General features: G+C 64.3%; 15 protein-coding genes. 7 read left to right on the forward strand and 8 right to left on the reverse strand.

Annotation, left to right across the window (positions count from 1 at the left end; all coding sequences use genetic code 11):
- Window positions 1–180: 180 nt before the first annotated feature.
- Together UB43_RS00245 and UB43_RS00250 are read right to left on the reverse strand one after the other, a co-directional pair.
- Complete coding sequence (locus tag UB43_RS00245; RefSeq protein ID WP_045207261.1) at window positions 181–2,586, reverse strand: TonB-dependent siderophore receptor; 2,406 nt, start codon at window positions 2,584–2,586, stop codon at window positions 181–183.
- 310 nt (window positions 2,587–2,896) lie between these two features.
- Complete coding sequence (locus UB43_RS00250; protein ID WP_045207263.1) at window positions 2,897–3,805, reverse strand: LysR family transcriptional regulator; 909 nt, start codon at window positions 3,803–3,805, stop codon at window positions 2,897–2,899.
- Window positions 3,806–3,937: 132 nt separating this feature from the next.
- On the opposite strand from UB43_RS00250, the gene UB43_RS00255 reads away from it, so the two are divergent.
- The 7 genes from UB43_RS00255 (at window position 3,938) to UB43_RS00285 (ending at window position 13,533) form a co-directional block, all read left to right on the forward strand.
- Complete coding sequence (locus UB43_RS00255) at window positions 3,938–4,672, forward strand: SDR family NAD(P)-dependent oxidoreductase (protein WP_045207265.1); 735 nt, start codon at window positions 3,938–3,940, stop codon at window positions 4,670–4,672.
- Between the two features lie 31 nt (window positions 4,673–4,703).
- Window positions 4,704–4,919: a 4-oxalocrotonate tautomerase family protein gene (locus UB43_RS00260; RefSeq protein WP_045207268.1), complete on the forward strand. Its 216-nt coding sequence runs from the start codon at window positions 4,704–4,706 to the stop codon at window positions 4,917–4,919.
- A gap of 110 nt (window positions 4,920–5,029) precedes the next feature.
- Window positions 5,030–6,226, forward strand: a complete 1,197-nt coding sequence (locus tag UB43_RS00265; RefSeq protein ID WP_045207269.1) for an MFS transporter — start codon at window positions 5,030–5,032, stop codon at window positions 6,224–6,226.
- 58 nt (window positions 6,227–6,284) lie between these two features.
- Complete coding sequence (locus UB43_RS00270) at window positions 6,285–6,797, forward strand: DUF2938 domain-containing protein (protein ID WP_045208800.1); 513 nt, start codon at window positions 6,285–6,287, stop codon at window positions 6,795–6,797.
- A 51-nt stretch (window positions 6,798–6,848) separates the two neighbouring features.
- Entirely contained in the window at window positions 6,849–8,546 is a 1,698-nt protein-coding gene (locus UB43_RS28735; RefSeq protein WP_052969467.1) for a response regulator, read from the forward strand.
- Between the two features lie 95 nt (window positions 8,547–8,641).
- Entirely contained in the window at window positions 8,642–13,252 is a 4,611-nt protein-coding gene (locus tag UB43_RS00280; RefSeq protein WP_045207271.1) for an autotransporter outer membrane beta-barrel domain-containing protein, read from the forward strand.
- Between the two features lie 74 nt (window positions 13,253–13,326).
- The gene (locus tag UB43_RS00285) at window positions 13,327–13,533 is read left to right on the forward strand and encodes a hypothetical protein (protein WP_045207273.1); all 207 of its coding nucleotides are present in this window, start codon (window positions 13,327–13,329) and stop codon (window positions 13,531–13,533) included.
- 181 nt (window positions 13,534–13,714) lie between these two features.
- Here UB43_RS00285 and UB43_RS00290 read toward each other — a convergent pair whose 3' ends face one another.
- The 6 genes from UB43_RS00290 to UB43_RS00310 all read right to left on the reverse strand — a co-directional run bounded on the left by UB43_RS00290 (window position 13,715) and on the right by UB43_RS00310 (window position 23,549).
- Window positions 13,715–15,160, reverse strand: a complete 1,446-nt coding sequence (locus UB43_RS00290; protein WP_045207274.1) for a SulP family inorganic anion transporter — start codon at window positions 15,158–15,160, stop codon at window positions 13,715–13,717.
- 184 nt (window positions 15,161–15,344) lie between these two features.
- A complete protein-coding gene (locus tag UB43_RS29455) occupies window positions 15,345–16,280 on the reverse strand; it encodes a hypothetical protein (protein ID WP_156160310.1) in 936 nt (311 codons plus the stop codon).
- 97 nt (window positions 16,281–16,377) lie between these two features.
- Complete coding sequence (locus UB43_RS00295; RefSeq protein WP_256204862.1) at window positions 16,378–17,646, reverse strand: DUF6396 domain-containing protein; 1,269 nt, start codon at window positions 17,644–17,646, stop codon at window positions 16,378–16,380.
- The gene (locus UB43_RS00300) at window positions 17,639–18,934 is read right to left on the reverse strand and encodes a DUF6396 domain-containing protein (RefSeq protein ID WP_045207279.1); all 1,296 of its coding nucleotides are present in this window, start codon (window positions 18,932–18,934) and stop codon (window positions 17,639–17,641) included. The genes UB43_RS00295 and UB43_RS00300 overlap by 8 nt, the downstream gene beginning before the upstream one ends.
- Window positions 18,934–20,844, reverse strand: coding sequence for a phosphatidylserine/phosphatidylglycerophosphate/cardiolipin synthase family protein (locus UB43_RS00305; protein ID WP_045207281.1), 1,911 nt, complete (start codon window positions 20,842–20,844; stop codon window positions 18,934–18,936). Before UB43_RS00305 ends, UB43_RS00300 begins: the two co-directional genes overlap by 1 nt.
- Window positions 20,841–23,549 (reverse strand): type VI secretion system Vgr family protein, encoded by a 2,709-nt coding sequence (locus UB43_RS00310; protein WP_045207284.1) that lies wholly within the window; start codon window positions 23,547–23,549, stop codon window positions 20,841–20,843. The genes UB43_RS00305 and UB43_RS00310 overlap by 4 nt, the downstream gene beginning before the upstream one ends.
- Window positions 23,550–23,560 lie beyond the last annotated feature (11 nt).

Genomic DNA, 23,560 nt, shown 5'->3' on the forward strand with positions numbered 1-23,560 from the left:
CTCGCGAACAGAGTCATGGGCTACGCCGTTTTCAGGCGGTTCGCGAGCAAGCTCGCTCCTACAAGAATAGGGTCGAGCCTCGGGATACACCGAGGGAAACTGGCCCCGGCGGTGGCATGAACCGCAAGAAAAAGCCCCGCGATGCGGGGCTTTTTCGTGTCGCTCATCCGGCCAGGCGGATCACATCGAGTACTTCACCGTGAACATCAGGTTGCGCGGCTCGCCGTAGTTCAGGTTGCCGAAGCTGATGCCGCTGTAATAGTACTTGTCGAAGATGTTGTTGAAGTTCACCCGGGTATCGATGTTCTCGTTGACCCTGTAGCCGAGCATGGCGTTGGTCACCGTGTAGCCGCCCTGCTGGAAGCCGGTGGTGGTGTCCTCGGTCTGGCTCTGGGTCACCAGGTTGCCGCCGACGCGCCATTGGTGCAGCTCGCCCGGCAGGGTGTAGCTGGTGGCGAGCTTGAACAGGTGGCGCGGCTTGCTCGGGTCGAACGGCTTGCCGACGTTGTCCTCGTTGCTGTCGTGCTTGTACTTGGCGTCGACGTAGGTGTAGCCCGCCATGGCCTGCCAGTTCTCGGTGATGGCGCCGCTGACTTCCATGTCCACGCCCTGGCTGCGCACCTTGCCCGAGGCGCGCGAGCAGTAGATCGAGGTCGGCGAGCTGGGGCACGGCGAGGGGCCGCTGGTGTCGTCGGTGGCGCGGTTTTCCTGGTCGATCTGGAACAGCGCGAGCTGGGTATTCAGTGTTCCGCCGAAGTGTTCGCCCTTCAGGCCGATCTCGTAGTTCTTGCCGGTGATCGGGTCGAGCAGGCTGCCGCTGGAGTCGAAGTTGCTCTGCGGCTTGAAGATGTCGGTGTAGCTGGCATAGACCGAGTAGACCTCGTTCAGGTCGTAGACCACGCCGGCATAGCGGGTGACGTTGCGGGTGACCTTCTGGGTGCCGGTGTCGTTGTGCGGATCGGCCTCGTACCAGTCCAGGCGGCCGCCGAGAATGACCTTGAGCGGGTCGGCGATGTTCAGGCGGGTGGTGACGTAGGCGCCCTTCTGCTCCTGGTCGAGCTTCATGTTCCAGAGGCTCATGTCGATGTTCGGTTTCTGCACCGAACTCGGGTCCCACTTCGTTGGGTCGAAAGGGGTCACCGGCGAGCCGTCGTTGTAGGTCAGGTCGCCCCAGCCGCCATGGCCGTCGAAGCGTTCTTCGCGGTAGCTGCCGCCGAACACCAGTTCATGCTCGCGGCCAAAGGCCTGGAACGGGCCGTTGGCGAAGGCGTCGTAGCTCTGGTGGTCGTCGGTGTAGGCGTACTGGCCCGGCCCCTGGATCATGGTCGGGCAGCCTTCGGTGTAGTAGCAGCTGTTGTACAGGCCGAGCATGTCGATGCGCGCCCACAGCTTGTCGGCAGCGACCTTCATCTGCCAGCCGTTGTCGAAGCGGTGCACCACGTCGCCGAACAGGTGGGTGGTGGTGGTATCCCAGTAGGACCAGTCGGCGCCGTAGTAATCGGAGCGCTTGAGGTCCAGGTGACGGCCGCCGAGCGGCGCCGGCAGGCCCACCCAGTTGTCGTTCTTGTTGTCGTTCTGGTAGGACGCGCCCAGGGTCAGGGTGGTGTCCGGGTTCAGGTCGGCTTCGGTGATGCCGTAGAGCACGCCGCGCTCGCCGCTGACCACGTCCTGGAAGCTGTCGCGGGTCTCGTAGGCGGCCACCGCGCGGCCGCGCAGGGTGCCTTCGCTGTTCAGCGGGCCGGAGACGTCGACCTGGCTGCGGTAGCGGTCCCAGGTGCCGGCGCTGCCTTCCAGGCTCATGTGGAAGTCCTGGGTCGGGCGCTTGCGCACCATGTTCACCGCAGCGGCCGGGTTGCCGGCGCCCTGCATCAGGCCGGTGGCGCCGCGCACCACTTCGACGCGGTCGAACATTGCCAGGTCGGCGGCGCTGATGACGTCCTGGGTGTAGGTGGAAATGCTGGTGGCCAGGCCGTCGTACATGATGTTGTCGACGTCGAAGCCGCGCGCGGCGTAGCTCACCCGCGCCGGGCCGTACTGCTGCACGGTCATGCCGGTGACGCCGCGGATCGCGTCGTCCAGGTCCTGCATGTTCTGGTCTTCCATCTGCTGACGGGTCACCACGCTGACCGACTGCGGCGTCTCGCGGACGGTCATGTTCAGCTTGGTGGAAGTCTGCATCACGCCGGTGGTGTAGGAGCCGGTGCCTTCGGTGGTACCCGGCGCCACGCTGGCGGCGCCGACGATCTCGGTCGCGCCCAGGTCGACACTGTCGTTGCCCGCTGCCTTGCTGCGCACGGTGCCGCTGACCTGCGCGCTGTTGCCGTCGACCGTGGCCTGCAGGCCGCTGTCCGCCAGCAGACGGTCGAGCGCCGCGCCCGCCTCCATGTTGCCCTTGAGTGCCGGCGCGCCCACCTTGGCGACCTGGGCACGATCATAGGAAATCCGCATTCCGCTTGCGGACTGCAATTGCTCCAGGGAAGCGGCCAGGGGCTGCTTGGGCAGGTCGATGGCCACGGGGGCCGCCACTGCGGAGAGAGCAAAAGTGGAGAGACTGAGCAGGAGCGCTCCCGACGCTACGTCTTTCATCTGCTGAAGGATCCTTGGTGCGAGGTTTTGCGCTCTGGCGGCGCAATGACTCGGGTTGGCGAATGCCAGCGTGGTGGAACGCCGGCGGGGAGCCAAAGTGTATGCAGATGTAAATTATATGTAAATGCGAATTGTTTGTATCTTAAATCGTATCGATAGCCCCCTGGTCTTCGCCTTATCCGACGCTGCACCATCATGCAAAAACGCTGCGGCTGGGCACGGTGTGGGAGCGGACTCCGTCCGCGATGACTTCGCCCAGCTCCCTGCCCCGTCGGCGTGGCGATGAATCGATCGCGGACGGAGTCCGCTCCTACGTCCGCATCGCCAGCATGAACTCGATGAACGCCCGCACCCGCGACGGCACATGGCGCGCGTGGGGGTAGATCAGCAGGAATGGCCGTGTCGTCTGGCCGTAGTCCTTCAGCACTTCCACCAGTTCGCCGCGCTTCAGTTCCTCCTGCACGGTGAAGCGATAGGCCTGCATCAGCCCTCCCCCGCACTTGGCCAGGGTGGCGGTGGCCAGGTAATCCTCCAGCACCGTGAGGCTGCCGGACGTCTCGATCTCGACCGGCTGGCCGTCGACCCGGAACGACCAGGGCACGCGCCGCCCGGTACTGGGCAACTCGAACTGGATGCACTCGTGATGAACCAGTTCCTCCGGTGTCTGCGGCGTACCGGCGCGCGCCAGGTACTCGGGCGTGGCAACCACCACGTTCTCCGCTTCCTCGAGGCGCCGCGCCACCAGGCTGGAGTCCGCCGGGTCGCGGCCACGGATGGCCAGGTCATAACCCTCGTTGGCGAAGTCGATATTGCGGTTGCTGACATGCACGTCCACCTGCACCTGCGGGAAACGCCGACGGAACTCGGGCAGCAACGGAAACAGCCGGTAGTGCGCATAGGGCGTGGGCACGCTGATGCGCAGGCGCCCGGACACGACGCTCTGGCCGCCGCTGACAGCGCGCTCGGCGTCGACCAGTTGGGTCAGCGCCTGGCGGCATTGCTCGAAGTAGTTGCGGCCGTCGTCGGTCAGGCGCATCTGCCGCGTGGTGCGCACGAACAGTCGCGCGCCCAGGCGCTCTTCCAGTCGCGCCACCGAGCGGCTGACCGCCGCCGGGGTGATCCCGGCCTCGTTGGCCGCGGCGGTGAAGCTGCCGGTTTCCGCGGCAAGGCAGAACAGCTCGATGCTGCCCAGTTGCAGATCGTCGAAGTGGCGAGTCATGGTGCCGCCCGATTGATTACATGAGGTATCAATTCAAATGCCATGGGCCTCATTTTTCAAGCAGCGAATGCAGCCTAGATTGGCCTCCAAGACGCGGGCACACCGCCCCGCTCCTCTCTCGGAGAATCCACCATGAGCAAGACCGTCATCGTCACCGGCGCCTCCAGCGGCCTCGGCTTCGCCATCGCCAGCGCCTACCTGGAGCGCGGCTACAACGTGGTCGGCAACGCCCGCACCCAGGCGCGCCTGGAGGAGGCCGCGGCGAAGCTGGGCAACCCGCACAACTTCCTCGGCGTGGCCGGCGACATCGCCCGGCCGGAAACCGCCAGCCGCCTGTTCGCCCAGGCCATCGAAGCCTTTGGCCGGGTGGACATCCTGATCAACAACGCCGGCATCTTCATTCCCAAACCCGTGATCGATTACACCGAGGAAGAGGTCAACGCCATCGTCGGAACCAACCTGATGGGCTTCTTCTACCCGTCCCAGGCAGCCGCCCGGCATATGTCGGCCAATGGCTCCGGGCATATCGTCACCATCACCGCGTCCATCGCCATGCAGCCCAACGTGAAGGTCCCGGCCCTGCTGCCGGTACTGATCAAGGGCGGCCTGAACAGCGCGGTGCGCGGCCTGGCCCTGGAACTGGCGGCTTCCCACGTGCAGGTCAACGCCGTGGCGCCGGGGATCATCGAGACGCCGCTGCACGCCAGTGACGAAGGCACCCATACCTTCCTCCGCAGCTTGTCCCCCAGTGGCCAGATCGGCAGCCCGCAGGATATCGTCGACGCCGTGCTCTACCTGACCGACTCGACCTTCGTCAGCGGCACCCTCCTCAACGTCGACGGTGGCTCCACCACCGGCGTCTGGTAACTCGCCCCTCGAACAACAACGGAGAATCGCAATGCCCTACGTGAACATCCAGGTCACCGACGAAGGCGTCACCGCCGACGAACGCCGCCAGCTCATCGAAGGCGTCACCGAACTGCTGGAGCGCGTGCTGCGCAAGCCGCCGTCCACCACCTACGTGGTGATCCAGGAAATCGCCACCGACAGCTGGGGCGTGGGTGGCAAGACCGTCGCCGAGCTGAAGGCCCAGGGCAAGCACGGCAGCAGCTGACCCAGCGGGCACGCCGGGGGCTCGCCAGGGCCTCCGGCGCTTGCCATGCACCAAGCTGGTGCTGATAGGATCGAGAGCCCACCCGCTCCTATCGACAGCCGAGGCATGGAATGCTCGCCGCGCTCAAGCGTTACCCGCTACAGGTCAACCTGCTGCTCGGCGGCACCTTCCTGCTGACCATGGGCCGGGCCATCACCCTGCCCTACCTGGTGATCTACCTCTCGACCCAGTTCGCCCTGCCGGTCAGCCGCATCGGCCTGATCATGGGTGGCGCATTGTTCGGCGGCTCGCTGCTCAGCCTCTATGGTGGCTTCCTGATCGACCGGATGCCCGGCTTCCGGCTGATCCTCGGCTTCGGCGCCTGCTTCGTCGCCGCCTTCGCCGGCATGCTGCTGACCAGCCAGCTGTGGCTGTTCTTCCTGTTCCTGCTGGGCTTCAACTTCGCCTATTCGGTCACCGACGTGGTGGTGAAGACCCTCTTCGGCCGCCTGCTGCCGGCGGAGGAACAAGGCCGCGCCTTTTCCATCCGCTACACCCTGATCAACCTCGCCTACGCCATCGGCCCCTTCGTCGGCGCCTACCTCGCGCAGGGCAACCCGCACCTGCCCTTCATCATCTCGGCCAGCCTTGGCGCGCTTTTCCTGCTGGCCTTCGCGCGCCTGGGCGACCGTCATATGCGCCCCGCCGCCAGTGTCTCGCCGCCATCCTTCCTGGCAGTGCTGGGCGTGCTGGCGAAGGACCATCGGCTGATGTACTTCACCATCGGCGGCGTGCTCACCGCCGTGGTGTTCGGCCAGTTCTCCGCCTACCTCTCGCAGTACCTGGTGGCCACCGGGACGGCGGAGTACGCCTACCAGGTGATCCAGACCCTGCTCGGGGTGAACGCGGTGACGGTGATCGCCCTGCAGTACCTGCTGGGCAGGCGCATCGGCAACGAGCACCTGCAGCGCTGGCTGCTCGTCGGCCTGGGGCTGTTCGTACTCGGCATCGTCGGCTTCGGCCTGTCCCACAGCCTCTGGCACTGGGGGCTGGCGATGGTGGTGTTCACCCTGGGCGAGATCATCGTGATCCCCGCCGAGTACATGTTCATCGACCGCATCGCCCCGCCGCACCTGCGCGGCGTGTACTACGGCACGCAGAACCTGGCCAACCTCGGCGGCGCCTTCGGGCCGATCCTGGTGGGCTACTTCCTGGCGCTGTTCGCCCCGCACTGGGTGTTCGTCATGCTCGGCGCCTTTATCGTCGGCGGCGGGGTGTTCTATGTGATCGGCTCGAACCTGAGCCGGCGCAGCGCCAGCGGGGCTTGACCTCAAGTCCACTTGAACCGGGATGCTGGGCTCCATCGACTCGCTCAAGGAGCCCCGCATGCCCTACTCCCTCGCTACCCTGCTGCACAGCGCCGCCATCGGCATCGGCGCCACCCTGCTGATGGACGGCTGGAGCATCCTGCGCAAGCACCTGCTGGGCATGCCGTCGCTGGACTATGCGCTGGTCGGCCGCTGGGTCGGCCATATGCCGCGCGGGCAATTCCATCACGCCGCCATCGGCAAGGCCGAGCCGATCGCCGCTGAACGTGCCCTGGGCTGGTTAGTGCATTACCTCACCGGCATCCTGTTCGCCGCGCTGCTGATCGGCGCCACCGGCCGCGGCTGGCTGTGCGCGCCAACCCTGCTGCCGGCGCTGGCGTTCGGCCTGGCCACCGTCCTGCTGCCCTTCCTGGTGATGCAACCGGCGTTCGGCCTGGGTATCGCCGCCGCGAAAACGGCCCATCCCGGCAAAGCTCGCTTCCACAGCGTCCTGACCCACCTGGTATTCGGCGCAGGGCTGTACCTGGCTGCGCAGATCGGCCTGCTGTTACCGGTGGCCTGCGCCAACTGAATCGCCGGACTACCCTTGCAGCGAACCTATCGCCGCGCAGGAAGCCAGCGAATGAGCCGAATCCTCATTGCCGATCCACAACCCTTCACCCGCGCCGCCCTGCGCCAGCGGCTGGTCGCGGCCGGGCATGAGGTGGTCGGCGAGACAGGCGACGGCCGCGAGGCCCTGGCGCTGGTGCAGCGCCTGCACCCGGACCTGCTGGTCCTCGACCTGGACCTGCCGCGCCTGGGCGGCGTGGAGTTGCTGCGGCGCTTCAGCAGTGCGGCAGCGCGGCAGAAGACACTGGTGTTCACCAACCTTTCGGGGGCGTACTACCACAGCCTTTGCCTGCAAGCCGGCGCGGCCGGCTTCGTCCACAAGAGCGACCTGCCCGAGGAGTTCGACGAGGCGGTGAAACTGGTGCTCAGCGGGCGCAAGGTATTTCCCGCGCGATTGCCCGACGTGCTGGCCGACGGCAGCGGGCAAGGCATCGCGCCGGAGAGCATCACCCCCCGCGAACTGACCGTGCTGAAGTATCTGGCGCAGGGTTATCGGGTCAAGGACATCGCCGAACAACTGGCGATCAGCGATAGAACGGTCAGCACCTACAAGACCCGCCTGCTGGAGAAGACCCAGACCGACTCGCTGATCGACCTGGTGCAGGCCGCCCGGCAGCGCGGCCTGCTGGACGACGGCGTGATCCGCGATCTCGCCCGTGCGCCCGGTGCGCAACCCCACACGCCGGACCAGCTCGCCCAGTTGCTCGACATCCTCCCCAATCCCGTCAGCCTGTGGAGTGTCGAAGGCACCCTGCTGGCCTGCAATCCACGGTTCGCCGATTACTACGACAAGAGCGAATCGGAACTGCTGGGCTCCCCCATCTTCTCGTTGGGCAAGATCAACCCGCAGAACACCGAGCAAGCGCGCCGGGAATTCCTCAAGGGCACCGCTTCGGGCGAGCCCTTCACCCTGATTATCGATGCCCGCGCCGGAGCGGAGCTGCGCATCATCCGGCTGATCGGCGTGCCGATGAAGGAGGCGTCGGGAAAACTGATCGGTGTGCTGCTATCAACTGTCGACATCACCGAACACGAGCGTTACGTCGAGCGCCTGCAGGAATCCAAGACCTACCTCGAATCCCTGTACGCCAGCCGTACAGGGTTCCTGACGACGTCGGGCCGGGACCTGCTCGTCGAGCTCGACTCACTCGACGCGCTACTGGCGGCGAGCCGCGCCAGGCATCCCAAGGATGCGAACCTGAGCCAGTCCAGCGCGCACGTGAGCAAGATGCGCGACAAGATCGAAGTGCTCCTGGAGCTGACGCGACTGGAACAGGGCGCCGTGCTGACCATCCCGCAATCGGAGAACCTCAACGAGCTGACCCAAAGGGCGCTGGACTCCGCGCAACCGCGACCCAAACTGCACCCCTGCGCCGACGCGCCCTGGGGATGGATCGATCCGAACCGCTACCTGCGACTGATCCACGTACTGATCCGCAGCTTCGAGAAGGCCGGGCTGCCGCCCCTGGAACTGACCGCCGACTGCACCACGCTGCCCCACGGCGAACTGCAGTGGCAGCTGGTATTCCGGGCGGCGCAGGACGAAGACGTCCAGCCGCCGCTGATCGACATCGAGCAGCAGGCACGCATCCACCTGGCTCGCTGGTTGTGTCGCCTGCTCGGAGGGGAACTCAGGATCGGCAGCACGACCGATTTCGCCATCGCCGCTTTGATCCAGCTCAAGCTGCCGAAAGGAAGTCCGCGTTTCTAGTGCACCCACTACAGCAGTATCAGTCGCCCCCGATGGGGCGCACCACCGCCTGACCCGATGCTTGCGCCATAGCCCTCTCGCTATGGAGAAGCATCATGAAAACCGCAAACGCCGCTCGCCGTTCGCCCACGTCGGAAACCTCCCTCTCGCATTTGCGCCGCTCGCACCTGGCCCAGGCCATCAGCCTGATCCTGGCCAGCCTGTTCAGCCTGCGGGTGATCGAGGCGGAAGCCGAAGACAGCGTCACCGAAGCCGACACCGACGACCTCAACCAGCCCTCCGAAGCCGGCGCGGTGTTCGAACCGGCCGCGGCGTCGTACCTGGATATCGCCCTGCAAGCCGCTCAGCAGGCACCCGCCGTCTTTGCCAGCCGCGCCCTGCTCGGCGCGCCGCCGCCAATCAGTGTGACCACCACCGGCGGCATCGGCATCGCCACCACGGGCAGCCATCTCGAGCCCACGGTCAGGCTTCTCGCCGCCAACGCCACGGGCGTCAAGGCCAGCGGAGCCGTCAGCATCAGCCAGGGTCGTATCGAGAACTCCGCCACCACGGCCGCGGCTGCCAAGGGCCAGACCGGCGCGCAGGTCGGTGCCGGGGATACGCTGACGATCAGCGACAGCAGCATCGTTCTCGACCCGAAAACGACTGCCAGCGTGGCGATCACCACCAATGACCTCACCGGCGTGCGCATCGACGCCAACGGCACAGCGCAACTGAGCGACACCCAGGTGCTGATCGGCGGTGGTGCAAAAGGCAACAACAACCGCGGGATCGTGGTCACCAACGGCCAGTTGGACATGCGCCGCGGCTCGGTGGGCACGCAGTCCTGGGGTGGCGTCGGCGTCACCCTGGAGAATGGCGCCCAGGCCAGGCTGGACGACGTCGCCGTCACCACCACGGGCGCCCGCAGCACCACGACCAGCGGCGCCCATGGCGTGCTGGTCACTGGCGCCAGCTCGCTCACCGCCAGCGGCGGCACGATCGATACCAGCGGCGGCTCGGCCTACGGGCTACGGGTCGACAGCGGCGCCTCCGCCACGCTGGACGGCACCGCGATCAGCACCGCCGGTGGCAACGGCCACGGCGTCCTGGCCGATGCCGCACGGGTCGATCTCGACGGCGGATCGATCACCACGGCCGGCAAGGGCTCCGTCGGTGTCTGGGCGCGCAACGGCGCGACCGTCCACCTGACTGGCGACACGCAGATTCATACCAGCGGGGCGGCGGTCTCCTCTGCCAGCCCGGTGGATGACGAGAAATCCCTGAGCCTGAGCCACGGTCTGCTCGCCGGCGGCAGTGGCACGCTGATCGATGCCGAAGGCGTCAGTCTCGATATCGCCGCCGGTAGCGCCAGCGCGGCACGAGCCGAGGACGGTGCGCAGATCGCCTTGCGCAATGCGGACATCGCGCTCACCGGCAGTGCTACCACCACCACGACCACCGCGGCGCTGCACGCCTTGTCCGGCAGCTCCATCACCGCCACCGGGTCCACCCTCGACATCTCGGGTACCAACGTCGGCGGCGCCCGTGCCGAAGGCAGCGGCAGCCATGTCCTGCTCAGCCACTCCAGCGCCAGGATCAGCGGCTCCGGCAGCGTCGCCAACCCGGCCGCCGGTGCGCGCGCCATGGGCGGCGGCAGCGTGGCGCTCGATCACGCCACGCTGGACGTGCATGGCCTGCTGTACGGCCACGGGGTGTCCATCGAGGGCGCGGGTTCCAGCGGCAGCCTCAGCCACTCCACGGTGAGCGTGGACGGCAACCGTTCCATCGGCCTGAATATCACCGGCGGGGCCACGGCGACAGTCGATGCCAGCAGCCTGTCGGTGGATGCGCCGGCCGGCGCCGTCGGCCCCTGGTCGCCGGGCGTGCTGGTAGACGGCGCCGGATCGAGCCTGCAGATGACCGGCAGCGATGTGCACACCACGCCCAAGACCAGTTACGGCGTGCAGATCCGCGAAGGCGCCGGCGCCACCCTCAGCAACGGCAGCATCACCACCCAGGGCAACTACTCCACGGCACTGGCCGCCGGCAGCTCCTCCAGCGCCGCGCCGGGCTCGACCCTCACCGCCAACAACCTGACCGTGACCACCCACGGCAACGACAACGCCATGGGCATAGTCGCCGACCTGGGTGCCACGGTGATCGTGCATGGCGGCTCGGTCACCACCACCGGCAACGGCTCGCCGGTGGCCAGCAACCTCACCTTTCCCCACGCCCTCGCCGCGCGCAATCCCGGCGCCCTGCTGGTGGCCGACGGCACCAGCGTGCTGACCCAGGGATCGCAGGCCTACGGCGCCGCCGTGGACGATGGCGGCAGCATGATCCTCGACAACCTGAGCGTGAAGACCGAAGGCCAGTACTCGGTCGGCCTGTACGCCGGCATCGGCTCCGCCAAGCCCGGCACGGTCGGCCTCTCCGCCAGCCACGTCACCGTGCAGACTTCCGGCGACCACGCCGCCGGCGCCATGGTCAGCCGGCAGTACAAGAGCGAGACCGCGACGCTGGACCTCAGCGACAGCAGCATCTCCACCCTCGGTGCCGGCTCCCACGGCCTGCGGGCCGAATCCGGCGGCGCGCTGAGCGCGACCAACAGCACTGTCAGCACCCAGGGCGAACAGGCCGTGGGGGTGTTCGCCAACAACACGGCCAGCGCCCGCCTGGATGGTGTCAGCGTGAATACCCAGGGCGACCTCGGCCACGGCGTGGTGGCCCGCCAGGGCGGCAGCGTCGACGCCGAATCCGTCGTGGTGGCCGCACAGGGCGCGCAATCCGCAGCGCTTTACGTGCAGGGAACCGACGCGCTTCCGGGCCAGGTCCGCATGGACCGCGCCACACTGTCCAACCGCGACGGCGCCACCATCGCCACTGCCGGTGTCGCCGATATCGCCCTCAGCCGTTCCCTCGCCGGTGGCAGTGGCCAATGGCTGAACGTGGACCGCTCGGTGGCCAGCGATGGCAGCAGCGTTCCGGACATGGGCACCGGCCAGTGGCAAGGCATCGGCACCAGCCAGGACGCCGCCGGCGACGCCCGACTGGACCTGTCGTCCTCCCTGGTCACCGGCACGGCGAAAACCGCGGCCGGCAGCCACTCGGACGTGACCCTGCGCGACACCAGCCTGTGGCAGCTCACCGGCGATTCGAACCTGAGCAGCCTGCGCAACGACGCCAGCCTGATCGACTTCAGCGCCGACGGCGGCTACAAGCAGCTCAGCGTCAATGACTACCACGGCGCCAACGGCACCCTCGCGCTGAACACCTACCTGTACAAGGACGACTCGCCCTCCGACCAACTGGTGATCGACGGCGGCCAGGCCACGGGCGAAAGCAACCTGCGGATCAAGAACGCCGGCGGTCCCGGCGCGCTGACCGAAGGCAACGGCATCAAGGTGGTGGATGCGGTGAACGGCGGCACCACCGATGCCGAGGCTTTCCGTCTGCTCAACCGGGTCAAGGCCGGCCCGTACGAATACACGCTGCACCGCGCCAGTCTCGACGACAGCAATGGCGAAGCCTGGTACCTGCGCTCGACGAAGGATGCTGCTCCTGTTGATCCGGTCGATCCCGTTGATCCGGTTGATCCGGTTGATCCAGTCAATCCTGTTGATCCAGTCGATCCGGTCACCCCCGTCGATCCGGCCGATCCGGTCGTCCCCATCGCCCCCGTCACGCCCGACGCACCGACCGATCCGGCCCCTGCGCCCGCACCGCAGGTACCCAACTACCGCGCGGAAACCTCGCTGTACAGCGCCCTCCCCGCCATGGCCCTGAACTACAGCCGCGCCCTGGTCGACACGCTGCACGAGCGAGTGGGTGAAGAACGGCGCAACGCCACCGACCCGCTGCCCAGCGAAGAAACCGATACCTACGGCCCGTCCCTGGGCTGGGGCCGGCTGATCTACCAGAAGGGCAAGGACAGCCTGCCCGGTGGCGCCGACTACGACTACCGCATCCAGGCCTTCCAGGTGGGCGCCGACCTCTACCGCAACGAGGACACCGACGGCAGCACCGACCAGGCCGGCCTGTCGCTGCAGGCCGGGCGCATCAAGGGCAATGTCGAGCACACCGACGGCCAGGGCGCCGGCGACGACACCCTGCGCTCCTACGGCATCGGCGGCTACTGGACGCACTTCGGGCCCAAAGGCTGGTACCTGGATGGCGTGCTGCAATTCAACCGCTTCGACATGCAGGCCCGCGCCAACGACGCCGACTCCCTGAAGACCCGCGGCCATGGTGTCACCGCCTCGCTGGAAGCCGGCTACCCGTTCAAGCTCAACCGTGACAAGACCCTCCACCTCGAGCCGCAGGCCCAGCTGATCGCCAGCCGGCTGAAGCTCGACGACAGCCACGACGATGCCGCCGACGTGCACTTCGAGGACGTCGACTCCCTCACCGGCCGCCTGGGCGTACGGGTCGACAAGGACTGGTTCCGCGAGGACGACAAGGGGCGTATCCATCGCACCAGCGCCTGGGTACGGCCCAGCGTCTGGCACGAGTTCGAGGGCAAGGCCAAGACCGAGTTCTCCACGGCCAACGGCTACATCCCCTTCGGCACCGACATGGACGGCAGCTGGGGCGAACTGAACCTGGGCGTGGACTACCAGCTCAATGACCGGACCAGCGTCACCGGTTCGCTGGGACTTCAGAAATCCTTCGATGGTGAGGGCCGCAGCTACGAAGGCATCCTGGGCATCAAGATGAAATTCTGAACCTTGACCACTGACCGGCGAGGCGCCCTCGGGGCGCCTCGCTGTTTTTATTCATGCACCTCTGGGAGAGCGCCATGCCAATCCGTGACAACCAGATCCTGCGCACCGTGCGCACCACATCCTTCAACAATGAGGTCGCCGCCGAGCTGCTGCGCGAACTGTGCTCCTGCAACGTCACCGACGAACAGGCCCGGCGCATCCGCTGCGCCGCCCGCCAATTGCTGCTGGATGCCGATGCGCTCGAATGCGTTTGGCAGGAGCTCACCGGCGAAGCGGCTTAGCTTTTGCAGGAGCGAGCCTGGTCGCGAACCGCCCAGCTCCAGCGCCCCCGGATACTGCGTTCGCGAGCAAGCTCGCTCCTACAGGTTCAGGCACCCTGCCAGCCGTTGCACGTGGCGTAGGAGCGGACTCCGCCCGCGATCGCCGTCAGGCCGCATCGCGGATGAAACCCTGCGCCGAAACTCAGGCGTGCTGCGCGCCGGCTCGCTTGAGCAACTGCTTGCAGCGCTCGGACAGATGCACCACACGCAAGTGCTTGCCGGCCTTGGCATAGCGCTCGCGCAGGGTCATCAGCGCCGCGATGGCCGAGTAGTCGACAAAGCTCAGGTGCGCGCAGTCCAGGGTGACCTGCTGCGGGTCATTGGCCGGGTCGAACTGGTTGAGGAAGAGCGTGGTGGAGGCAAAGAACAGCGTGCCGTGGACGCGGTACAGCTTGCCGCCATCGGATTCGTCATGGATATCCGCGTACAGCTCGCGGGCATGCTTCCAGGCGAAGTCCAGGGCAGCAAGGATGATCCCGCAGAACACGGCGGTGGCCAGGTCGGTGGCAACCGTGATGGCGGTCACCGCGACTATCACCAGCACGTCGCTCAGCGGCACCTTGTTCAGCACCCGCAACGAGGCCCAGGCGAAGGTCTGCTGGGACACCACGAACATCACGCCCACCAGTGCCGCCAGCGGAATCCGCTCGATCAGGGGTGAGAGGAACAGCACGAACAGCAGGATCATCACCCCGGCCACCACGCCGGACAGCCGACCTCGGCCGCCGGAGCTGAGGTTGATCACCGTCTGGCCGATCATGGCGCAGCCGCCCATGCCGCCGAACAGGCCGGAAACGATGTTGGCGCCGCCCAGCGCCACGCACTCGCGGTCCGGGAAGCCGCGGCTCTCGGTGATCTCGTCGGTGAGGTTGAGGGTCAGCAGGGTTTCCAGGATGCCGACCATGGCCATCAGGAAGGCATAGGGCGCGATGATCCGCAGGGTATCCAGGTTCCACGGGATTGCCGGCCACGCGAACGGCGGCAGGCCACCGGCGATGTGCGCCATGTCGCCCAGGGTGCGCGTCGGCAGGCCCAGCAGGTAGACCAGCAGGCCCACGCCGAGGATCGCCACCAGCGCCGGCGGCACCGCGCGGGTCAGTTTCGGCAGCAGGTAGACCACTGCCATGGTCAGTGCAACCAGCCCCAGCATCACGTACAGCGGGTTGCCGCTGAGCCAGTGCGCGCCGTCCTTGAAGTGCTCCAGCTGCGCCATGGCGATGACGATCGCCAGGCCGTTGACGAAGCCGAGCATCACCGGGTGCGGCACCATCCGCACCAGTTTGCCCAGGCGCAGCACACCGAACAGGATCATCACCATACCGCCGAGCAACACCGTGGCCAGCAGGTACTGCACGCCGTGCTGCACCACCAGCGCGACGATCACCACCGCCATCGAGCCGGCGGCGCCGGAAACCATGCCGGGGCGACCACCGAACAGCGCGGTGAGGGTGCAGAGGATGAAGGCGCCGTACAGGCCCATCAGCGGGTTGAGGTGGGCGACCAGGGCGAAGGCGATGCACTCGGGCACCAGCGCGAAGGACGTGGTGAGTCCGGCCAGGACATCGGCACGCAGGCGGGCGGGTTTCATTTTTCTACTCGGAACGGGGACTTCGAAGGGCCGGCAATGGTACGGAAAACAGCCCCGCCCGGCCACCCGTGGTTCCCGCGCCGACTTCAATCAGACCGTTGCTGGAGCCGCCGCACCATTGGGGGGAAACCTGCTCCAACCTCGCAAAGGAAGAAAACCCTTCAGACATTCGGAATAGAAACCATCAATAGTTGTTCGCCCTGTAATATTCCACATCCATATCAAAAAGCTTGACCCCCCTTTCAAGTCCACGCTCGTCCTCAAATTTGAACTCGTAAAATTTTCCATTAGAGTAAAAATACGTCCGCTTAATACTCGAGAACACATATGCATCTTTAGACATCATTCCATTGAACTTATAAGCCCTTTCCCCTCTCAGTAAAATTATATCAGAACCAGACCATCCCACTATCGACTGGCCAGACCTGATAAAATCAGCAAGATCTTTCTCGGATGTACAAGGAAGCCCGTGCCCTGGGCACTTGGTCGTTTCAAAATAGTGAAACCCGGAAATATCAATATCTCCTTGCGGAACACCACTAAGAAACAACATCGCACCACTCTGCGACACATAAAAAGCATCCCAATCTTCATTATCACCAAAAGGAAAGATCACTGAAAATCTCTTCGGATCAGCCTCTCTTATTACCCTCCCTTGAAAGTATACAGATTTAAGATCCGTGGCATAATCTTGCAACTGCAACTGCTGCCAGTCAACCTTAACAGAGCCACCTTCTCCCCCTAGCACGCGAAAGTCGGGAGAGTGTTTGACTACAAAATACAGGTGATACTCGCTAACGTAATATCTTTCATGACCTCCTATCCAGCATTTCGGAGATAGGAGGTTAGGGATCGCGGCAGTCGCATCCCCGCTACTGGCTGCACATGCCGACTCCGAGTAAGTTTTGACAGTCCTCCAGTACACATTTCCCTTCAGAAGAACATAGTTACCTGAAATAACCTGAAGACCGGAAAAGCAGCTACCCTTCGATCCGTCACCAGTTGTTTCCCGGCAAAATTTTGAAGTCTCTCTAGGCCTTACATCCGAAACATATGAAGTCCTTTCACAGCCGACCAACAAAACAAACAAGAACATAACAATTGAAACTTTCAACTTCACCACAGCACTGTTCCTTCCTTCAAAAAACATTTCCAAATACTCACCATTACCGGGGCGCGTAAGCAGAACGACTGCCGGCCGCGCGAGCAGGGAAGGTCTACGCCTCACCGACATAGCCCCATTTGATGATCCATTCGCGGTCCACCATCTTGTCGGGCAGCGGCCAGATGCGCGGTACGAAGTCCTTGCCCCTGCAGCGGGGCAGGATATCGCCCTGTTTGTAGTAGCGGACTTCCTGGCTCCAGTAACTCTGCGCCACCCAGTAACCCGCCAGCGGACAAGCCTGATCGCTTTCGCAGGTGAGGTCGGAGGCCTGGCGCATGAAGTTCGGCGACTCAGGCAGGGGGCGGCCGGTGGCCGGGTCGAGGTGTTTGTCCTTGGCCAGTTGCTGGATCAGCGCTTCGCTGGGCTTGGGCGGCGGGATATTGGCCTTGCGTTCTTCCAGCCATTGCAGCTTGCCGTCCCAGGGTGGCAGCTTGGCCGGGGGCAGCGGGAGAATGTCGTTGATTTCGGGGACTTTGGGGGAGGCGTAGGAGTAGTCCGCGAGGATGTTGCAAATTTTTTTGTAGCGGTCAGCCCTATCTAAATCTTCTTGCTGGTCCAAGTAGTACAACCTATTGGAGGCCGGTGGATTACGAAAGCCATTACTTAGAAAAGAAGCTGAGTTCTCATCCCCCGCAGCCACTCCGAGTTGGAATGCTTCTAGGGCCTCCCTATATCTCTTGTTGTTCTTGAGATTCACCCCAAGATCACTGGCGGCATCCCCATTTCCCTGCTCCGCTGCACAACGCCGCATTTGGCGAGCGATGTCTGGAGCCATATCACTGGGCGCCAGCTTGTCAGCCACGTAAGTCTGCGCTTCGGGGCTGCCCATATCGGCGGCCTTGCGGTAGTACCGCAGCGCCATGTCTTTGTCCTGCACCAAGCCCAGTGCACCCTGCTGCAAGGCGATGGCGATGAAGGCATAGCCGGCGGCAACCTTGGCGTTGATCAATTCCTCGGTCAGCCGAAGATGTTCTGCAGTGCGTATCTTGAACGTTCCCTGCATGGAGCCGTTCTGCAGGTTGATATTGGCCTTGGCGTGGCCCTGTTCGGCGGCGATGCGGTAGAGCCGTTCGATTTGCACATCCACACCCGGGGCCTCCTTGAGCTGGTTGTTCTTCTGCAGCCAGCGGGCGTAGTGGAACAGCGTGTCGCTGTCCGCCGTGGGCGTAGGGAACTCTTCGTGTTTGCAGGTGAAGGCCAGGTTGGCGCGAATCTGGGGGAGCGGGTCCACGGCGACGGCCGCTTTTGGGGGCGGCAACGCACTGCCGCTGTCGCAAGCGGACAGCAGCACCCAGCCAACCAGCATCCAGTACCTAGGCATCACCGAGCAGTATCCATCTGACGTGTTGTGGGCCGACGGTGACCTTTTTCGGCAGCGGCCACAGGCGGGTTTCGCGTCGCTCCAGCACCAGCGTCGGCAGGGTGTCGCCTTGCCGGAAGCGCTGAAGGGGTTGGCCTTTGACGGTGATCCAGGAGAAGGACACATCCATGGCCTGCCAGTAGCCATCGCGTGGGCAGGCTTCGCCGCTGACGCAGATGGGCGGGACGGGGTATGAAGGGAGGTGGACGAAGTGGGGCGACTCGGGCGTGGGGCGACCGGTGGCCGGGTCGAGGTGTTTGTCCTTGGCCAGTTGCTGGATCAGCGCTTCGCTGGGCTTGGGCGGCGGGATATTGGCCTTGCGTTCCTCCAGCCATTTCAGTTTGCCGTCCCACGGTGGCAACTTGGCCGGGGGCAGCGGTAGAATTTCGTTGATCTCGGGGACTTTGGGCGAGGCGTAGGAATACCGCGCAAGGAAACGCAAAATAGTTTTGTAACGATTAGCCCGTTCGAGATCTTCTTTCTGGTCCAAGTAGTACAGCTCATCGGAAAGAGGCGGATTGCGAAATCCGTTGTTTAGAACGGAAGCTGAGCTCTCATCGCCTGCCGCTACGCCAAGCTGGAATGCCTCCAGAGCTTCTTTAAATCTCTTCTGAATTTGTAGATCAACACCAAGGTCAGTCGCGGCAGCCTCATTTCCCTGCTCCGCGGCACAACGCCGCATCTGGCGAGCAATGTCTGGTGCCATATCACTGGGCGCCAGCTTGTCAGCCACGTAAGTCTGCGCTTCGGGGCTGCCCATATCGGCGGCCTTGCGGTAGTACCGCAGCGCCATGTCTTTGTCCTGCACCAAGCCCAGTGCACCCTGCTGCAAGGCGATAGCGATAAACGCATAACCGGCTCCAATCTTGGCATCGATCAATTCTTCGGTAAGGCGCAGATGTTCGGCAGTGCGCAGTTTGAACACGCCCTGCATTGAACCATTCTGTAGGTTGATATTGGCCTTGGCGTGGCCGTATTCAGCGGCGATGCGGTAGAGCCGTTCGATTTGCACATCCACACCCGGGGCCTCCTTGAGCTGGTTGTTCTTCTGCAACCAGCGGGCGTACTGGAACAGCATGTCGCTGTCCGCCGTGGGCGTGGGGAACTCTTCGTGTTTGCAGGTGAAGGCCAGGTTGGCGCGAATCTGGGGGAGCGGGTCCATGGCAATTTCCTTTTGCGGGGCATTGGCGGTGCCGCCGGAGTCACAAGCAGCGAGCAGAAAGCAGGCGAGCAGAAAGAGTCGGCGCATCAGTCTTTGTTCTTCAGTTCAGTCGGGTCGAAGTAGAACTCGATGATGGGGGCACAGGGCACGCCGTTTTTCTTGTCGTTCTGAAGTCCCTTATTCCTATTGATAACGTCACCCCAAGCGTCAAACGCATCTTCCGGATCATCCTGCGCCCCCCTCCCATTGGTATGCAGACTCCACAATCGCCGGCGCATGGGTTGCGTCACGCCCAGCTCCTCGTGGGCAATATTCATCTCGCTGTCCACCTGCATGCTGCGGGTGTTGATATTGGCCGAGCCGTGGGTGGTGAAGACGTCGTCGATGATCATCAGCTTGGAGTGGATGTACACCGGCATCCAGGCGCCGGGGGGCGAGTCCTTGGCCACCAGGGAGCAGATGTGGATTTTCAGGCCGGGGCGCTCCGCTGGGCGCCTGACCTCGTTGTTCTGGATGGCTTCGATTTCCTGCTGGAGTTCGATGCTGCGTTGGCGCGCCTGCGCGTCGGCCTCGCGTTGGGCATCCCGTGCGCGCTCGCCGAGGTTCGTACCTTGCAGGGCATCGGGCAGCGCTGTTGCCAGTTCGGTGACCTTGCGCCCGAGGCGTTCATGCCAGGCCGGTTCCAGTTCGGCGGCGCGCTGCTTGGCCTGTTCGACACGGCGCAGTTTGGTGACGGTAGGCATGCTGTCTTCACGGCCCAGCCGCTCGAGCATGCGTTGGGTGTTGACGATGCCGTCGCCAACCCCATCCTTGTTGGCATTGGTGACCACGAACAGGTGCAATGGGCCGTGCAGGCCGGGTTCTCGGCCTTTTTGGGTCTGTTTCCCGGTGATGTCGAGAATGACGTCGGCCAGTGCTGGCCAGCGGAAATACTGGTTTTCGATGTAGATGAACTGGGCCGCGTTGTTGACGGCCTGGAGATAGAGCTTCTCGATATCGCGCCGACCTTCCTGGGCCTGGGTGCGCAGGAGTTGAGCCATGAGCAGCGAGTCTTCACGGCCGGGCTGTAATTGGCGCGCGACCATGGTGTCGTTGCGCAAGACAAACAGATCCTCTCCTGTCTCCCGGCGCCAGGCGAAAGCGAAGTTATGGTGCAGGTGGGCCAGTATCGGCCCGGTAACTCGGCTGGAGATGTCCTGGCGGGGTAGCCGCCCGCGTGGGCCTTTGTTGGGTGCGGGCATATCGCTGGCGCGGCCTTTGGCCGAGTGCAGGTCGGTGTCCCAGTATTCGTCGAGCATGTTGTGGCCCATGACGAAGCCAACCGCCAGCTCAGGAATTTCGTAGTCGACCAGGACGGTCTTCTGGTGGTGAGAGGGCGCCCCAGCCAGAGAAGTTATCGTGTTCCTGTCGAGCTCGGGATCGAGGCTGTGCAGGGCCGCTTGATAGGCGATTTCGGTTCGTTCCATCGGGCCGAAGCCACGGCTGATAAAAATCGGACGGGCTTTGTCCCAGACCGTTGCCTCGCCAGCCATGGCAGAGCAATCGCGGAACCACCTGCGTTCATAGGCATATTGTTCGTCCGTGGAGGTTTGCCCTGCGCGCTGCCCGGGACCTACCACTTCCTTGCTGGGTAGGTTGGACTCTCCCACAACAAAGCCTGTCAGGTTGTAGGGCGCCTCCCAGCCCAGAATGCGCACCCGCACTGGGTTGTTCTTGTCTGTTGCCTTGGCTATCAGCAGATCGCCGATACAGGGTGCGCTGCCGTCGCGAATGAAATACATCGAGGGCTGGAAGCCCCAGCAGATGATGTCCACGGATTTCGTCGCCTTGGCGATGGCCTCGTGCACGGCACGGAAGGCTTCTTCTCCGTTGATCAGTGGCTTGTAGCTGGCGGGCCTGGGTCGGTATTCGGTGTCCTGAACGAACCAGGGGGAGTTGCAGGTGACTTCGTTACCATGTTGCAGAGCCAGCGGCGCTACGATTTCACACGATGTCATGACTGGTCTCCTGCGCGCTTGGCTATATCCTTGAGCAATTGGGCGTAGTCGGTGCGATGGTCCGTGTGCTGCGAGGGTGGGCCGATCTCGGGATCGCCGGTTAGCGATGGATGATTGTGCAGCCCCCGATTCGCCAACTCCCCCTGCTCCGGATTGCTGTAATCCTCGGGCACGGGAATGCGGTAGCTGACGCCGTTGGCCAGCTCCAGGCGGTACTGACGGGTGATGACCTGATGGTCGAAGGCGAGGAAGCCGGTCTTGTCCAGTACGCCGCTCTCCAGGGGGGCTCCATCGGCATACAAGGTGTAAGGCATGCCCGCCCAGGTCGATTGCGGGGCGGTGGGGGCGCGTGAAATGCGGACCTTGATGCGCTGGGCGGCATCGAGTTTGGGGTACTGCGGGTGGGTCGCCGGCATGCTCGCAGGCCCCTGGAAATCGAAATGCGCCGACTTGATCAGGTAGTCGCCCTGGGTGCCGGATTCGATGCCGCAGTTGTCCATGCTGATATAGGTACCGGCGGCGTTGAGGACGATCTTTTTCTTCGCGGTGATGTGGATTTCGTCCTCGGTGCTGACGATGTCCATCCCCATGCGGGCGAGGATTTCCATCCGGTCGTTCTGCGCCTGGATCTGCACCGCGCCCTGGTTGGCGAAGAGTTTCATACCGAGCTTGCGCACGAACAGGCTGGCTCCCTCCCCCACGCCGATGAACAGGCGCTTGACCACGCTCATGGCGGCCTCGTTACCGGCGTTGAGCATCAGGTTGCGCTGGGCGGCCAGTTGCAGGTGCTGGCCGCTGGTGAGGGCTATGCCCTGCGGAGCGCTGAGCAGGGCGACGGCGCTTTCGAGTTGGGCGACCTCTTCGCGCATGAAGGCAATTTGCGCCAGATAGTTGGCCGCATCGGCCTGGGACATTTCCGCATCGCTGGAGAGCTTCTGCATCTCGTCGCCAGCCTGTTCCAGACGGGCGATAGCTTCCTGCATGGCCAGTACCTGCCCTTGCGCACCGGGCTGTACGTCGGCGCTGATGAACAGGCCCTTGCCGGCCCGCACTGCGCCCCAGCCATCGCTGCGCAGCTCGAAGCCTTCGCCACGTTTCTGTTTCTGCGCGTCCACCAGGTGCCCGAGGTTGAGCTGGCTCTTGCCGCTGTGCTCGGTGGAAAGCTTGATGTGCTCCTGGCCGCGCGTGTCGTCCAGGCGCAGTTTGTTGTTGGCCGGCGTGCGCAGGACGTTGCGCTTGTAGTTCTGCAGGGTGACGAGGTCGGGATGCCGCGAGTCGTGCATGGCGTGGGCGATGTAGGGGCGGTCGGGGTCGCCGTTTTCGAATTCGACGCGCACTTCGGTGCCCTGGATCAGCGGAAAATGCAGGCCATAGGTGTCGCCGGCATAGGGCCGCGCCAGCCGTAACCACAGGCTCTCGCGCCCGGCCGGCCAGGTATCGCGGTCAAAAAGGAAGTGGCACTTGTAGCGGCCTTCCTTGTCGATGTGGCCATACAGGTCGTTCAGCTCGGGGCTGGTGACACGCGCCGGGAGGCTGCCGGCGATGACGGGTTTGGCTGGCACGTCGGGGCGGAAGCAGACCTGTTCGTCATAGGGAATGGCCTCGAAGTGGACCTCGAAACTGCGGTCGCGGGCGGCGCGGCTGTGCAGGCGGACGATCACTGCACCGGGCGCGAAGGCTTCGTCGATGTCATCGAGCTTCAGCACCCGGCCGGGGAGCAGGACGGGGCTGCTGGTGCTGCCGGTCAGGCGCGTACGGCCGTTGAGGTAGCGCTCGTGGGCGAGGCGCGCGTAGAAGTAGCCGCTTTCGCTCTCCAGGTCTTCATCCTGGGCGTAGGCGTCGCCGAGCGTCTGGTGCGGCTCGCCGTAGTGATAGGCCTCGCCATAGGTGGTCTGCGGCGACTTGAGCAGGTCGATCTGCGCATCCAGCGAGGCGCCGGCATCGCGGTAGTGATAGGCGCGGTTGCTGACTTGCTGCAGCACCAGTTCATCGCGGCTCTGCAGGCCCCACACGGCATCCTGCCCGCTGGACTCCAGCGATGACAGCGCACGCAACGGCAGGGCTGGCGCGGGCAGGTAATGGCGTTGGTCGTCGTGGAACTCCAGCACCTCGATGCGCAGGCGCTCGTCCATGCTGAAGCGGTACCAGATGCCGACCTCGGCGGTGAGGCGCTGGATGAACGCCAGATCGTCCTCGCCGTACTGCATCACCTGTTCGCGTTGCGGGTACTCGCGGGTCAGCTGGAAGAGAAAATCCTGCCCGGCGAAGTTGTTGCGCCGCAACACCTGCTCGACGATCTCCGGCACGCTCTGGTTCTGGTAAATGCGGTACTGGCGGGCGAGCCCCAGCAGCTTCAGGCGCGGTACGAATGTCACTTCGTAGCGCGATTCATCCCGCGAAAGGGCCAGTAGAGCGAAGCGAGTGATGGTGCCGTACAAGGTGCGCAGCGGCGCGGCAATCGGTGGGGTGTAGCCGGGGATGCCGAGCTGCTCGGGCGGGGCGCGCAGGCTGAAACTGGCGTCCTTGAGCAGGAAGGTATTGGCATCGAGATCAAGGTGAGTGCTGGTGAATTCGATGCGGTAGGCGAAAGGCTGGCTGAGGGCTTCGTCACCCTCGAAGGCCAGCACATCAAGCGGCGCGTCAACGTCCCTGACGTTCAGGGTATGGCGGCTGTGATCGAATAAAATCCGTGCTTCCTGAAGCATGCCTGACCTCC

The organism is Pseudomonas sp. 21 (assembly GCF_000955805.1).
Classification (GTDB): domain Bacteria; phylum Pseudomonadota; class Gammaproteobacteria; order Pseudomonadales; family Pseudomonadaceae; genus Pseudomonas.